The organism is Microbulbifer sediminum (assembly GCF_021729035.1).
GTDB classification, from domain to species: Bacteria; Pseudomonadota; Gammaproteobacteria; order Pseudomonadales; family Cellvibrionaceae; genus Microbulbifer; species Microbulbifer sediminum.
This window is the reverse complement of record NZ_JAJSAP010000005.1, coordinates 174123-188770: the sequence shown is the minus strand read 5'-3', so window position 1 is coordinate 188770 and position 14648 is coordinate 174123. Positions and strand designations below refer to the sequence as shown.

General features: G+C 60.4%; 11 protein-coding genes. 2 read left to right on the top strand and 9 right to left on the bottom strand.

The features are described 5' to 3' along the window. Positions 1-153 precede the first annotated feature (153 nt). Positions 154-378: a hypothetical protein gene (locus LVD11_RS10140; RefSeq protein ID WP_237058641.1), complete on the bottom strand. Its 225-nt coding sequence runs from the start codon at positions 376-378 to the stop codon at positions 154-156. A 423-nt stretch (positions 379-801) separates the two neighbouring features. On the opposite strand from LVD11_RS10140, the gene LVD11_RS10135 reads away from it, so the two are divergent. Next, positions 802-2097 carry a Xaa-Pro dipeptidase gene (locus LVD11_RS10135; RefSeq protein WP_237058639.1) on the top strand — a complete coding sequence of 432 codons (1296 nt, stop codon included), beginning with the start codon at positions 802-804 and terminating at the stop codon, positions 2095-2097. 26 nt (positions 2098-2123) lie between these two features. Here LVD11_RS10135 and LVD11_RS10130 read toward each other — a convergent pair whose 3' ends face one another. The 3 genes from LVD11_RS10130 to LVD11_RS10120 form a co-directional block, all read right to left on the bottom strand. After that, positions 2124-3461 carry an erythromycin esterase family protein gene (locus LVD11_RS10130; RefSeq protein ID WP_237058637.1) on the bottom strand — a complete coding sequence of 446 codons (1338 nt, stop codon included), beginning with the start codon at positions 3459-3461 and terminating at the stop codon, positions 2124-2126. A gap of 352 nt (positions 3462-3813) precedes the next feature. Further along, entirely contained in the window at positions 3814-4938 is a 1125-nt protein-coding gene (locus LVD11_RS10125; RefSeq protein WP_237058635.1) for a hypothetical protein, read from the bottom strand. Between the two features lie 119 nt (positions 4939-5057). Further along, positions 5058-5363, bottom strand: a complete 306-nt coding sequence (locus LVD11_RS10120; RefSeq protein ID WP_237058633.1) for a hypothetical protein — start codon at positions 5361-5363, stop codon at positions 5058-5060. 294 nt (positions 5364-5657) lie between these two features. Here LVD11_RS10120 and gnd point away from each other — a divergent pair, with 294 nt between their 5' ends. After that, on the top strand, positions 5658-7184 hold the full coding sequence (gene gnd / locus LVD11_RS10115) for an NADP-dependent phosphogluconate dehydrogenase (RefSeq protein WP_237058631.1): 1527 nt from the start codon (positions 5658-5660) through the stop codon (positions 7182-7184). Between the two features lie 44 nt (positions 7185-7228). Here the strand turns inward: gnd and LVD11_RS10110 are convergent, their stop codons facing one another. The 5 genes from LVD11_RS10110 to LVD11_RS10090 all read right to left on the bottom strand — a co-directional run bounded on the left by LVD11_RS10110 (position 7229) and on the right by LVD11_RS10090 (position 14569). Next, positions 7229-7783 carry a DUF4136 domain-containing protein gene (locus tag LVD11_RS10110; protein ID WP_237059062.1) on the bottom strand — a complete coding sequence of 185 codons (555 nt, stop codon included), beginning with the start codon at positions 7781-7783 and terminating at the stop codon, positions 7229-7231. 310 nt (positions 7784-8093) lie between these two features. After that, on the bottom strand, positions 8094-9086 hold the full coding sequence (rdgC, locus tag LVD11_RS10105) for a recombination-associated protein RdgC (RefSeq protein WP_237058629.1): 993 nt from the start codon (positions 9084-9086) through the stop codon (positions 8094-8096). Positions 9087-9367: 281 nt separating this feature from the next. Next, positions 9368-11758, bottom strand: a complete 2391-nt coding sequence (locus LVD11_RS10100; RefSeq protein ID WP_237058627.1) for a TonB-dependent receptor domain-containing protein — start codon at positions 11756-11758, stop codon at positions 9368-9370. Between the two features lie 549 nt (positions 11759-12307). After that, positions 12308-12988, bottom strand: a complete 681-nt coding sequence (locus LVD11_RS10095; protein WP_237058625.1) for a zinc metallopeptidase — start codon at positions 12986-12988, stop codon at positions 12308-12310. Positions 12989-13093: 105 nt separating this feature from the next. Further along, positions 13094-14569, bottom strand: coding sequence for an aminoacyl-histidine dipeptidase (locus LVD11_RS10090; RefSeq protein ID WP_237058623.1), 1476 nt, complete (start codon positions 14567-14569; stop codon positions 13094-13096). Between the last annotated feature and the right edge of the window lie 79 nt (positions 14570-14648).

Below are 14648 nucleotides of genomic sequence, written 5' to 3'. Positions count from 1 at the left end.
TCGGTTGCTGTTGTATGGGCAGGGGAAATTCCCTGTCTTCCTGTAAACAGCCTATACCAATCCGGGCGGGTTTGGCCGGTGATTCAGGGACAGTGCTTTAAACCGCCGTTAGTGGCTGGCGCTCGTTGCTGGACGGGGATGTGGTTATGGCTGTCAGTGGTTCAGTACGCGGTTCCGGCGGTACAGTTCGCGGTTAAACAGCCTGTAGGACTTCCCCGGTAGCGAACGGAGCAGGGAGAGGCTGGCAAGCCTGGATTGCCAGGTTTCGCCCGGCGAGTTGCCCTGGATGGTAATAAAGGCGTCCATATCCACTTGTGGCGCGCCTTGCTCGTCAATCACGTACAGTTGCTCCCGCTTTTGCGCCAGATTATCGCTCAAATCTTTTGCTAATGGGTTATGCAGGTACACGTCCTTACTGTCAGCTTCACAGCCCGACATTCGCCTTATCTGAGGTTGATCCCGGCGCGGTATTCAGGGCAGGTGAAACTGTAATGCACATGGATTCCGGGCCGATTGTCCATCGTCTGGTGCGGTGTCCCGTTACCGGTGCGGTTGGCGAGTGCGTGGAATAATCCTGCCCCACTCTGTATCGAATACACATTATGTTTTCCCGCGCCGTATTTTTTCTTTTCCGGCAGGTGCCTTCCCCTTCTTCCTGCGTGCCATCCCTCCAGGCTTGCGGCTCGTCGCAGCGGCTGGCACCTCCCTGGCAAATAGGGTACAACCGGGTGTCGTCTTCAGTGCCCCCCCGGGGAGCGTAGTTCAACCCGCCAACTGCAATCGAACCCATTAGGAGAAGGAATGCATCGTAAAACCAACAATAGGAAATCCCTCATGGCCATCCTGCTGGGCGTCGGCAGTGCCATCTTCGCCCAGGCCTCGATGGCCGTTACCTATATCACAGCGGATCGCCTGATCGATGTGGAGAGTGGAGCGGTCATTGAATCCCCGCTCGTGGCTGTCGATGGCGACAGAATCGTGTCGGTCGAGGCCAATGCCCAGGTCCCGGAGGGAGCACTGGCGTTGGCTGGCATGACCCTGGTGCCGGGCCTGATGGATATGCATGTGCACCTGACAGGGTCCTCCGACCAGCACGGTTACCGGCGCCTGGCAGTGACATCCGAGCGTGCGGCGATCACCGGGGTGAAGAACGCGCGCACTTCGCTCAGAGCCGGCTTTACCACCATGCGCAACCTGGGGGCGTCCGGATACGCGGATATTGCGCTGCGCGATGCTATCAATGACGGTGACGTGCCCGGGCCGCGACTGTTTGTATCCGGCCCGGCAATCGGGATCACCGGGGGGCACTGTGACAACAACCTGTTAACCCATGAGTACGAGGCCCGCGGGAAAGGTGTCGCCGATGGTCCATGGGCGGTGCGGGCCAAGGTGCGGGAGAACTTCAAGTATGGCGCTGACCTGATAAAGATGTGCGCTACCGGTGGCGTATTGTCCAAAAATACCGAACCCGGTGCCCAGCAGCTGACGGGGGAGGAAATGCGGGCGGCGGTGATTGAGGCCCACAGGCGCGGTGCAATCGTAGCTGCCCATGCCCACGGCACCGAAGGGATCAAGGCGGCCATCCGTGCCGGTGTGGACTCCATCGAGCACGCCAGTTTCCTCGATCGCGAGGCAATCCGGCTGGCAAAGAAAAATGACACTGTCCTGTCCATGGATATCTACGTCACTGAATATATTCTCTCGGAGGGGGAAAGGGCCGGTATCCTCCCGGAGAGCCTCGAGAAGGAGCGCAAAGTCGGTGGCCGCCAGCGCGAGAGCTTCCGCGAGGCAGTGGAAGCCGGGGTGAGGATGGTTTTTGGTTCCGATGCCTCCGTCTACCCCCATGGCCAGAATGCGCGCCAGTTTTCGCGTATGGTGGAATTCGGCATGACGCCGCTGCAGGCGCTGCAGGCAGCCACCATCAATTCCGCCAGGCTGCTGGGGCAGGAGGCGAGGCTGGGCAGTATCCGCGCGGGCAAACTGGCAGACATGGTGGCAGTGCCGGGGAATCCGCTGGAGGACATCAGCGTGATGGAACGGGTTAATTTCGTAATGAAAGATGGGCAGGTGTTCAGGCACGATAGTCGCGATTTCTGATCGGCCATGGCGAGGCGGGGCCGGGTTCAGATGCCATAGGGCCAGGTTTCCGGGGGCTCCCGCTCCTGCCAGCCCTCGGTCATATCCAGCGGCTCCAGGGCGGTCGTCTCATCGAGGTGTATCACTGCGTCGAACTGGTGCTGTAGCCGGGTGCGAAAATAATGGCTCTGGCGCTCCGTTTCCGGCCGGTAGATGACGCCGATGGCCCGCTCCAGGAGCGGATGGCCGAGGGTTTCCGGTGGCAGTGAAGCCATGTCGAGGTAAAACCGTTTCCGTTCTGCACGGTGGAACAGTGCCTCAATACTGCCGTCCAGTGCCGGCCGCACCCAGCGGTGCTCTGCGGGCCGGTCCCAGTCGGTCGCTGCTGTCACATGGCCCTTATAGGTGGTGAATCCCAGCAGCAGCGCATCGTCACCCAGTTTCTCGCGCACCAGCTGGCCGACGTTTACCTCTTCGTGTAGCGCTGCGTCGGTTGCGCGGGCGTCGCCCAGGTGCGAATTGTGGGCCCAGACCGCTATGCGCGCCCGCCGATCACGCTGTTGGGTTAGGTGGTGGCGAAGGTCCAGCAGGGTGTCGACCATATGCCGGTCGCGCAGGTTCCAGGTGTTGACGCCGGCGAAGAACATGCCCCGGTAGTAGGCCTCGGCGTGGTGGACCACCCGCGCATTGCGCTCGGCATAAAAGAGTTCGTCCTCTCCGCGCAAGCCATTCCGTTGCAGCAACTGGTTGTGTGCCTGCAGCATTTCCAGCAACTGTTCGATCGCTGCCTTCTGGCAGGATTCACTCAGTCCCATGGCAGCCTGGTAGCCGTAGCGCTGGGGATCGCCGTGCTGGTCCAGGCATGCATAGCGCTCCCGCGCCCGCTGAGCTGCGGCTGGATCCACCTGCTCCAGGTAGGCAATCACTGCATCGGCGGAGCGATACATGCTGTAGAGATCCATGCCGTAGATGCCCACCTGCTCTTCCGGTGCATGTGCGCGGTTCCAGTCCCGCAGCCAGTCGATAAAAGGTTCGATCACGGTATTGCGCCACATCCAGAGCGGAAAGCGCTCGAAGTCCCCAAGTGCGGCGCGGGCGCTGGTATCGCCATCCTCGTCACGGATAAAGCGATTGATCCGGTAGACATCCGGCCAGTCACCTTCGATCACGATCCCGTCGAGGCCCTGCTCTTCGATCAGGCGACGGGTGATGTCCGCTCGCATCGAATAGAAGTCATGGGTGCCGTGGCTGGCCTCACCAAGCAGGATGACACTCCGGCCGGCGGCTTTGCGTAGCAGGGGATCGAGATCAGTATCATTGCCCGCGAGGGGCAGGGAAGCAGCATTTACCTGCTCGAGCGTTCTTTGGGCGTCAATCCTGGGCATTGTTGCGGCACTCACAACTTGCGGCCAAAACGGTTCATTACCGGGAGATTGTAGGCTCCCCACAACGGCGTCACAGTGATGGAATGGGCGTGCATGCCGGCCTGCGGCGAATAAGATGGACCGGAAGTCAGTACTCGAGCATGGAGAGGGGGATATCCGGTGAAGCTCCGGTCTGCACCGGCGCTGAGGGTGACATCCCTATGATCATTGTCCGTCGCCCGGAAAGGTGCGACGGGGTGGACAGGATAACGGCCACGGCATTGCGGGAAGCGGTTTTAGGTTTTGCCGTTGATGAGCGCCTGCGGGTCGCAGTATTTACCAGCGGTGGCGACAATTGACGAGCCGGTGCGGACTATCGGCGATGGCTGGCCCCGGGGCCAGCCTGGTGGCTTTCCTTCCCGGCATAGAGGTAAGCGGCTGCCGCCTCTCCCATGGCTGTATAATCGTGCCCAACCCCGGTGATGACCTTTAGTTTCCAGCGAAGGTCTGTGTCCAGCTCATCGGCCCGTTCCTGCGCCTGGGCGAAGAAATACTGCCCCCGCGACAGGCGATGTTCCCCCTGCCAGTCGATCTCTGGCGTGCGCACCAGGTGGCCACGGGATTCATCGGCGTTATCCAGCTCTCCGAGGAAGACCACCAGTTCCCTGCTGAAGGCCTTTTTCAGTTGGGCCCTGTCCAGCATATCGCTGCCTATGCCGTAGGGAAACGGCTTGTCGAAACGGGGCGCGGTGTACCAGCCGGAGTTGCTGGCGAGGATTCGCCTGGCTTTGCTGTCGCCGGCAAACAGGGCAAAACGATGCAGGACCTGCCCGCCGGCGGAATGGCCGAAGAGGTCGTATGCATTGGTACTCAGGCCCAGTGCTTCAACGGCAACGTCGAAGATCTTGTCGAAATCGTTAAACAGCCAGGTATCCGGCACCCGGTTAATATCGTAACTTTCTACACGGGTGCGCGTTTCGTTGATACGAACATTGTCGATCATGCCCGCAATATTGTAATTCCAGAATTCCGGGTAGTAGGTTTCCGAGTAATGCGGGACCAGTACCAGTGCGCCATACTTCTCCGCAGCGTCCACCCAGGTATCCCGGTAGCGCCAGGCGTTGCGGCCGGCCCCCGGGATAACAATCACCACCGGCGCATCCTCACGCAGGTTCTCCGGGCGGTGGTAGAAGATCGCCAGGGGGTAGGCGTCGGGAGTGTTACTGTCGATCAGGAAACTGCCGGAACCCTCGTGAAGCGCCAAACCGTCACTCCCCGGCCCCAGGGGCTTTTCCACCAGTTGCATGCCACATACTTTACATGCGCCGGCTTCAGTGACGCTGCTGGCCTGGAACAGGCTTTCCTCGTGTTTGCACGGCGGGCAAATGTAACGCGGCGACTGTTCACCACCGGGCAGCGTTGCTGCCTCTATTCCGGGACCCAGGAATAAGGAGAGCAATAAAAGGATGCGGGACAACTGCTGGGACATGGGGGCCATAGTGACTCGACCTGTTCTTTTCCATAGAAACCCGCCGAGACTACCATCATGCCTGGACTGCCAATAGCGCACGGCATTACAGATGATTACATTGAGGGTTGCTGACTCTCTCGCCGGGTTCAGGCGAATAGCCAGATCAACAACAGGATGGTCAGGGAAACCAGTGCCAGCGCAAGCCCGCGCAACATCAGGCTCCTGGCGTATTCCGCGCGCCCGGGGTAGCGCAGGGCATAGGGCAGGCCGGTAAACGGGCCCAGGATGATAGTGGGAATGCCCCAGAACCACTGCCTGTTTCCCAGAGCGACCAGGGCCGCGATCAGCCCGCCGAACCAGAGCAGTGCCACGCCGATGACCAGGAGGATAAACATCGGCAGCACCAGCCACTGGTGCGCAAGATAGAATTCGATCAGTGCCTGCTTGTCCATGGGGCTCCGTGGGTTCTTGTCTGTCCCTGGCAGGCCTGGGGCCATTCAAGCCCCATTGCCTGCCAGTCTGATGTGTCTGTTGGGCCGGGGTATGGTACCTGAATTGACACCATCATGAGAGGCAATGTCTGTAACTTGCTATCTTTTCAGCAGAATACTCTGTCCGGTGGTTTTGCCCGCAAGTGGGTCGGTATGGGTGGCAAGCTGGCCTCCCGGTCACGCCGGCGTGTTGTTATACTTCGCGCCCAATCTGGCGCCCGCCAGGCTTCATTTTCACGATTTCCGGAGCGATCCATGGCTGATACCGACTCACTGTGCGACATTGGTTTTATTGGCGCGGGGGTGATGGGTAAGAACCTGATCCTGAACCTGGCCGATAACGGCTACCGGGTCTGTGCCTTTGACCTGGACCACAGTCGCCTCGAAGCCCTGCTGGAGCAGGACCGGCTGGAGCGGGGAAGCCAGCCGGCGCGAATCGAGACCTGCAACTCCTACACTGAGCTGCTGGCACGGGTGAAGGCGCCGCACCTGGTGATCCTGTCGGTTCCCGCGGGCGCCCCGGTCGACGATGTCTGCAACAAGTTACTGGATGCCGGCCTCAAGGCTGACGATATCGTGGTGGACACCGGTAACAGCCTTTGGACCGACTCCGTCGAGCGCTGCAAGCGCTACGAGGGACGCCTGATCTTCTTTACCACCGCCGTGTCCGGCGGTGAGGTGGGGGCCCGTTTCGGGCCGTCCCTGATGCCCAGTGGCGACCCCTATGCCTGGGCCCGGATCGAGCCGGTCTGGCACGCCATGGCCGCCAAAGTGGATCCGGAAAGCGGCCAGCCAATCGAGCGCTTCGAGCCCGGCAACCCGGTCAAGGAAGGCGAACCCTGCGCCGCCTATATTGGCCCCATTGGCTCGGGGCATTACGTGAAGATGGTGCACAATGGCATCGAGTACGCCGACATGCAGTTGATCTGCGAAGCGTATGACGTGATGCGCAGCGCCCTGGATATGACCCCCACCGAGATTGCGGCGGTATTCCGCGAGTGGAACAGGGGACCACTCAACAGCTACCTGATTGATATCAGCGCGGAAGTACTGGCCACCGTCGACGCAGAGACCAGCCAGCCGCTGGTGGACGTGATCCTGGACCGTGCCGGCCAGAAGGGCACCGGGCTGTGGACGGCGGTGAGCAGTCTCGAGGTAGGGTGTCCTGCCCCCAGTATTGCCGAGGCGGTTTTTGCGCGTTCCCTGTCCACACGCAAGGTACTGCGTACGCGGGCGGCAAAAAAACTGCTGGGCCCGGAAGTGAGTCCGGTGCCAGCCGACCAGCGGGAGAACGTGATTGCCCAGCTGCACGATGCCATGTACTGCGCCAAGATCTGTATCTACGCCCAGGGCTTCGACCTGATGAAGCTGGCGGCACGTGAACAGGGGTGGCAGCTGAACTTCGCCGAGATTGCCCGCATCTGGCGCGCCGGCTGCATTATCCGGGCGGTCTTCCTGCAGTCGATCAGTGATGCCTACGAGCGCGACCACAAGCTGTCCAACCTGCTGCTGGACGATTTCTTTATCGAGCAGATTGCGGCCAACCAGGGCAACTGGCGCCAGGCGGTGGCGGATGCCAGCCTGCGGGGCATTCCGGTACCGGCGCTCTCATCCGCATTGAACTACTACGATGCCTTCCGCCGCGAATCCCTGCCTGCCAATCTGCTGCAGGCACAGCGGGACTTCTTTGGTGCCCATACGTTTTCCCGTACTGACCGTCCGGAAAATGAGAAGTATCACGTGCTCTGGAGCCGGGAAGGCCGGCCGATGGTAAAGGTCTGATACATCCCGGGGCGCGTCTTATCCGGTGGCCCGACCCCCGGTGATCAGCCCCCGGCTTTCGGGAACTCCCGGAAAATCTCATCCACCGCCGTGGCCAACGTCTCCTCCGGTTCCTGCATCATCGATGTGGTGATGCGGCCCCCGGTCCGGCCGCGCCAGACCATCTCGCCCTGTTCTACATCGAGCACGTCGATGGTCAGCCGGCCCTCGGTTTCCCCATCGATGTCGGTCACGTGCTTTTCCGAAAGTTCGCGGTAATACTCCTGTAAAAACGGATAGCGTGCCGCGGCGAAGCCGGTGGTCCCGACTCGCGTTTTCGATCGCTGTCTCGCGTGTACCGCGATATTGACCAGGACATCCGGGTTGCGGCTGCGCTTCATGCCGCGCGCGTTCATCTGCCGCGAAACCTCTGCATGAAGGATCGACACCACGCGGCCATCACTGCCCCCCGACGGCACGAAGTTAAAGGTGTCGTATTTTTCCCACTGCCCCTCACTACCAGGAGAGGAGAATATCTGCGGCATCTCGAATCTCTGCGGCGCCTCGCAGCCTGTGAGCAGCAGGGAGGCGATGAAGAAGCTGACATGGCGGTATTTCATGCTGAACACCCATTGCTCCATTGGGGGTGATTGCCGGGCGGCGCTTTTCCGCATTCAGGTCCGGCGGGGACTCAGTCAGTGAGCATAGTCCAGTAAGGTGCGGGATGTGGCGGCAAATTCCGTCGGGACTTCGCGCTGCGTCAGTGGAACTGAAGATGCATGACACGGGAGGGAGGCAGCCTGAATGGACCGCGCGGATAAGGCGCGGGGACGGTCGCTGCCCGCGGGGCCAGTGCGACTGCAAGCGCAAGCCTGGCCCCGATCGAGTGACGCAGAGCCAGCCCCCCCCGATGAGGGGCTGGCCAGGAGATCAGAATACCACTTCCTCGACCTCTGCAGACTGCTGCTCCGCCTCGGCACGGGAGGCGCGGGCGACGATTTCCTCTACGCTGGCGGTCTCCGTGTTCGCGCCACCGAATGCCGCGAGAAGGTCTGTGAGCAGGGCCGAGATCTCGATGGTCATGACCGAGAAATCCGCATCGAAGCGCTGTGCCGCGTTATCGGCGTCAGCGCTGTCGGCCTTCTCAATCAGTTCATCACTGAACTTGACCCGTTTCAGGGATAACTGGTCATCGACCATGAACTCCACGCCACCGCGCCAGGTCAGGCCCAGCTTGTGCACCTGCATCCCTGCCACCAGGTGGTTGTGGATCTCCTCGGCGCACAGGTCCTGGTTCTTGCAACGGATCACGCTGCCGCTGTCCTTGGGGTCACGTAGCTCACACTCATGGCCGAACTCGAACTGTTCCGGTGCATCGGGGGCATGCAGCCAGTGGGTCATAGTCTGCTGCGGCAGGTTCTTGGCTGACAGGGGTACTACCGCCAGGCTGCTGATTGCCTCGCGCAGATTCTCCAGCAGTTCCTCGGCTGCCGACGCCGATGAAGCATCCACCACCACCCAGCCGTCCCTGGGAGCGATGTAGGCGTAGTGCAGGCGGGAGCGGGCGAACGCCTTGGGGCGCATCTCCATCAGTACCTCGTCTTTGAGGTTCTGGCGCTCCTTGCGGCCCACCTGACGGCCTTCCTTCTGGGAGATGGCCTGCGCCATTTCCTCGACTTTCTCATTGATCACGCCCGCGGGCAGGACCTTTTCCTGCTTCTTGGCACAGACCATCAGGTAGCCGTTAGTGCTGTGGACCAGTTCGGAACCGTGGCGACCGAGCGGCGGTACCCAGCCATAGCGGGCCGCATCCTGGCTGCCGCAGGGGACAAAGGTTCCTGGTTCCAGCAGTTCGTTCAATCTTTCAGCAGTTAGGTCGAATTCTTTGGTGAGGCGGTATACGCGCAGGTTCTTGAACCACATACAACGGGCCATTCATTCTGTTTTCGGAAGCGGCCGGCAATTATGCGTGAAGCGGTCGGCCACAACCAGTGCGCCGTCCGCAGATTTGTCGCTGGAGTGGGCTGCGCAGGTTAAATGCTGAGCAACCTGTAAGGCCCCTGGATGGCCGTCACGTGGGAAGTCTGTCTCATGGTCAGCACCCTCGATGATCCGGTGTTCCAGCTCCAGGCCTGGGTACTGCCTGGCTGCCAGGGTGCGGCGGGCCGCCTCAGGCGGGCCCGCCGGTGGCTTGCAACAACCGGTCAGAAATCCACGGTAGCGGAGAGGGAGGCGGTGCGAGGTGCGCCGATCCAGGCGCCGCCCGAGACCACGGTGCCCAGGTAGTCCTCGTCCGTCAGGTTGTTCACCACCAGGTTGAGGTTAATGCCCTGCAGTGCCGGGCTGACGCCCGCCAGGTTGATGCCCAGGTAAGCGTCGGCGACTACATAGGAATTTGCTTCCCAGGTGTTTGCCAGGTCCACGTAGCGGTCGCCGGTGAGCTTGGCTGACAGGCCGCCGTAGAACACCGAAGAACGCCAGTCCAGTCCGGCCACGAACAGCTGGCCGGCAATGCCCACCACTTCATTGCCCGGCACCAGTCCCTGGGTGGCGTCAACCGCGGCATCACCAGTGCCGATATAGCTGGCATCAAGGAGTGTGTAGGAAGCGTACAGGTTCAGGCCCTGGTTCAGGTCATAGTCCAGCAGCAGTTCCAGTCCATTGGACTCTATGCCGCCGGCGTTGAAATAGGAACCATTGGTGCCAATCAGGTAGTTGGGACCCGCCGCGGTGTTGTTGTCCAGGAAAATGATGCGGTTGTCGAATTCATTCCTGAACAGGGTGGCAGTGGTGGCCAGTGTATCGCCTGTGTAACGGAGGCCCATCTCGATGGTCTCGGATGTTTCCGGGTCCAGATTGTCGAGATTGGACTCCGGCCGTTCCAGGACACTGTCGCCGATGGCCTTGAAGTTTTCGACATAGCCCGCGAATACCTCGGTGCCATCCACGGGGGCATCCCAGACCAGGCCGGCTGACAGCAGGATGTCGGAATCAGATTCGAGATCCGCATCCAGGCTTTCGGAGAAGAGGTCCTCGCGCTTCACATCCACCAGGAACTGCTTGGCGCCGAGGCTCAGGGTGACGGTGTCGACAGTCAGAGCATCCTGCAGGTACCACTTTTTGGTCTGCTGCGGATAGCTGCGACGGTACTGCTCCCAGTAGGGCGTGCCGTCGAACTTCGGTCCGCTGGTGGTGTCGGTGATCCGGTGCCAGTCCCGGTGCTCGTCGCGGGTGGCGTCCTCGTACCAGAAGCCACCGCGGAATTCATTCTGCAGGCCCACGATTTCACCATTATGGGTAAAGTCGAGGGTGAATCCGTTGCGCTCTTTTTCATAGTGTGTGTGGCGGTAGGACATCACCGGGATAGCGCCGGCCTCATAGCATGCCGGGTCGTACTGCGCACCGGCCTGGCCATAGATGGTGACAATGCTGGAAGTACAGTCGTCAATCGGTTGCAGCGCGTTGCCATCGGCGTCCACATAGAAGAACTGGCCGGCACTACGGCTGGTCCTGGCAGTGGTGCCACCGAGGAACTCGGACTGGCCATTGTCGCCGTCATCGGTGACATCCACCAGGTAGGGCGGGACCCAGTCCCCGCGACCCTCGTTGGTATGGTAGTAGACACTGCCTTCCAGGTTCAGGCTCTCCGCCAGGTCCAGGTTGAACCGGGCATAGCCGAGCAGGTTCTCCCGCAGGGTGGACCAGCCGCGACGATATAACTGGTCGATATAGGGTACACCGCTCCATTCTCCGTTGAGAAAGTCGTTTTCGGGGAACTGCTCGAACTGGGCAGCGGAATAAATACGCTGGTAGTTGTCTTCGTGGATATCATCGTAAGAGACATAACCCGAGAGGGTGCCGGCCGGGACGGTGGCCACCAGCTTGGCTGCAACATGCTCGCGTTCGTTTTCGGCGGTCTCGGTGATCCAGTCGGTCGCCTCCTGGTTCGAATAGGAGATCCAGGCCCTGGTGCTGCCTTCTGCAAAGCTGCCGGTGTCGTAGCGCAGATAATAGCGCTGCGCATCGAACTCACCGCCGGACATCTCGACGCGCGTACGCCGCTCTTCGGTAGGGTCATCGGTGCGGTAGTCGATGGTGCCTCCCAGGGCCTCGGTGGAGCGCGAGGCTATGTCCGCTGTGCCCTGGGACACGGCGACACCGCCGATATTGGCCGGGTCGATAAAGCGGTTGGCCTTGGAGCCCCCACCATAATTGGAGCCCCCGTTGGGGATACCGTCAATGGTGGTGCCGACCTGCTGTTCATCCAGGCTGGTGGTGAAACCGCGTACGGTGATATTGGTGGACCAATCATCAAAGCCGTAGGTGTCTCCCTCGTTGACGGAAACACCGGGCAGGTTGTCGATCAGTGCATTGATGCTGGTAATGGTGGACTGTTGCCTGCGCATAGCATCGGTGACGCTACTGGTGTTGAAAGTTTCGCCGCTACCGAGTACTACCAGTTCCTCGATACTGTTACTGTTACTGTTACTGTTACTGTTATGGCCATTGTTGTTGTCCTGTGCTGTCGCGCCAGCCGCAGCAATCGCTGTAGCCATGGAGACGGCTGCGGATAGGTGTTTCCTTGAACTGTTCATTCCTTTGTTCCCTTGTCAATCAGTAGGTATGAAACCGGGCCGCTGAATATTTGCCCTCTTTTGCAATGAAGGGCGCTCCGGGTTCTTTCTTTCATGCGGCTCTTATTTGGCGGGGCTACAATAGCGCCCCCCTGATGAACCGGGATTTACAGGAATATGAAATTAATGTGGCTACGGTATTCAGGTTTTACGGCATAGCTCAGGTTTTCCCGGCGGATATTTCGGGCACCTGGTTTCTCGGGACTTTAAGCCGGCCATTTAATTGATGTTATTCGAGGAGCAAGTATAAAAAAGGCCGCTCATGGAGCGGCCCATAGGGTGGGGGAGGGAGTTACTTCAGCAGAACCCATTTAGCATGGTGCGTTTCCAACGCTGTGCTGCGCGACTGACTCGTGTATTGATACCCCAACTGTCGAAGGGAAAAATACGACCGCTAGACGGAAACAAGAATTGGCCTGCAGAAAATGCCAAAAACGTGAGGCCATTCTCAGACCTGCAGGCTCTACCGGGAATGTCAGGGGGGGGTAAATTGGCGTTTACCACCTGGGCCTAGCGAAGAAACCGCAACCACCGCCACAGGCTGAGCAGCTCTGCCAGGGCACCGGCGAAGTAGGTGAGCGCTGCGGCCTTCAGGACGGAGCGGATGGCGGGGAGGTGTTCGGGCGGCACATAGCCCTCTTCCAGTATCGGCAGAGCCTTATTGAAGCTGGCGTCATATTCCTCCGGTAGGATGGCGGCGTACATCAATGCCGAGGCCAGCATGGTAATAACGCCCAGAGCGATGGCAAGGGCGATCACATGGGGGATTTTCAGGACCATGGCGAGCGCCGACAGGGCCAGCATCAATCCGGTACCGACCTTCCGGATAAAAAATGCCTTGCCCAGGTGTTTTTGTCGTAGATGACTGACTGGATCATCGCGAACAAACTGGATGGCATGCCCGATTTCGTGCGCGGCCACGGCGACGGCGGTCAGTGACTTGCCATCGTGCACACGCGGGCTGAGGGAAACAACTTTCTTTACCGGATCATAGTGGTCGCCATTGGGCTGGCCCCGCTCCACAGAGACACCGGCAAGGCTGAAGCGCTCGACCAGGTGACGGGCGAGGTCGCCACCGGTACCGGGCATGTCCTTTATTGGCTTTGCATGGCGCCACATCACGAACCGCACCCAAAGTGAGGGGCCGTATACCAGTAATACGACGAGCAGTGCTCCCAGTCCGTAGATCATTTCCGCTATCCAGTAGCCTGTGCCGGTGAGTGTCTGGCGGTGCCGGGGTCGCCCGGCAATTTGCTCCCGCTAAATGAGCAGCGGGAGCCGCCGTGTCCCGGGGTCTCAGTGATGCCGCGCCGGGATGGCCTGTACCACCTTCAGGAAGTAGTCCCAGAATTTCCCCACACTCTCGATATGTACCCGCTCTTCCGGCGAGTGGGCCCGGCGGATAGTGGGCCCGAAGGAGACCATATCCCAGTGGGGGTAAGGCTTGGCCAGCAGGCCGCACTCCAGGCCGGCATGGATGACTTTTACTTCCGGCTCGGCGCCAGTCATATCCTTGTAGACATCCTTCATTAATGCCAGTAGCGGGGATTTCACATTCGGCGTCCAGCCCGGGTAGGCATTGTCCAGTGATACCTGTGCGCCGGCCAGCTCGAAGGTGGCAGCAACATTCAGACCGTGGTCATCGCGGGCGCTGTCTGACAGGCTGCGTACCAGGCACTGGATGCGTAAAAGGTGTTTGCCATCCTGTTCTTCTGTCACCACGCGGGCCAGGTTGTTGGAGGTTTCCGCGATGCCCTCGAGGTCCGTGCTCATGCGCTCCACGCCACTGGGGCAGGCACGCAGCATGCGGATGACCCTGCGCTCGCTCTCCCGGTCCATGACAGATGCCGGGGCTTCGGTTTCCTCTACCGCGATGTCCAGTTTCGGTTCGTTGTCGAGCTCCGCTTTGATCACGGCGGCCTCCTGCAGGACGATTTCCATCAAGCGGGCAGCGCTGTCGGCAGGCACGGTGAGGGTGCTGAAGGACTCTCGCGGGATCGCGTTGCGCAGGGTGCCGCCGTCGAGCGCCGCGATACGCAGCTCTTCAATCTCCCGCGTGGCGATATCGATGATGCGGTTGGCGATCTTGTTGGCGTTGCCGCGGCCCTTGTCGATGTCCAGTCCGGAATGGCCGCCGCGCAGGCCGCGCACGTTGAGCTTGAACGCCTTGTGGCCAGCCGGAGCCGCTTCCGCAGAGTAGGGCAGCTCCACATTGATGTCCACGCCCCCGGCGCAGCCCACGTACAGCTCGCCCTCGTCCTCGGTATCCAGGTTTAGTAACAGTTCGGCCTCAAAATGTCCCGGTTGCAGGTGCTTGGCGCCGGTCATGCCGGCTTCCTCGTCGATGGTCAGCAGGGCTTCCAGCGGCGGGTGCGGGATATCAGTGCTTTCCAGCAGGGCCAGTATGGCGGCCACGCCGATACCGTTATCGGCCCCCAGCGTTGTGCCGGTGGCGGTAACCCAGTCACCGTCGATCTGCGGGCGGATTGGATCCTTGAGGAAGTCGTGGTCGGTGTCGGCATTTTTTTGCGGCACCATATCCACATGACTCTGCATGGCGAGCGTCTTGCGGTCTTCCATCCCTGGGGTGGCCGGTTTACGGATGATGATGTTGCCGATCTGGTCCAGCCTGGCTTCCAGCCCGCGCTCCTTACAAAAATCGAGGATGTAAGCCACCACTTTTTCTTCGTGTTTTGAGGGGCGGGGAATCTCACACAGCCGTGAGAAATGCTTCCACAGTGGGGTCGGGCTCAGTTCGGCAATGGATGACATATCGCGTCCTTCTTACTTAATTTTTGTGCGGTCCCGGCCGGGTAGGCTGGCCGCGGGTATAGGCCGGCCGGGCTTGTGG